Annotated in this window: 1 protein-coding gene; it reads left to right on the top strand. The window is 71.6% G+C overall.

Annotated features, from left to right (window positions below):
* The coding region (locus ACQG3P_RS25585) for a 2-oxoadipate dioxygenase/decarboxylase family protein (protein WP_426806607.1) at window positions 1-229 on the top strand (229 nt) is incomplete at both ends.

Below are 229 nucleotides of genomic sequence, written 5' to 3'. Positions count from 1 at the left end.
CGCGCACCGCATCGGCGCTGGCCGCCAACCCGTTCCGCGTGTTCACCTCGCTGCTGCGCCTGGAACTGATCGCAGACGAAGCCCTGCGCGACGAATCCGCGCGCATCCTCGTGCGCCGCCGCATCTTCACCGATGACGCGCGGGCGCTGATCGAGCAGGCAGAGCGCGAAGGCGGCCGGGACCAGACCGATGCGCGCCGCTTCGTGCTGGCCGCGCTGGAAACCTGCCG

The sequence above is a fragment of the Stenotrophomonas sp. SrG genome, assembly GCF_050031795.1.
GTDB lineage: Bacteria > Pseudomonadota > Gammaproteobacteria > Xanthomonadales > Xanthomonadaceae > Stenotrophomonas > Stenotrophomonas rhizophila_A.
This window is presented reverse-complemented; position numbering and strand designations above follow the sequence as displayed.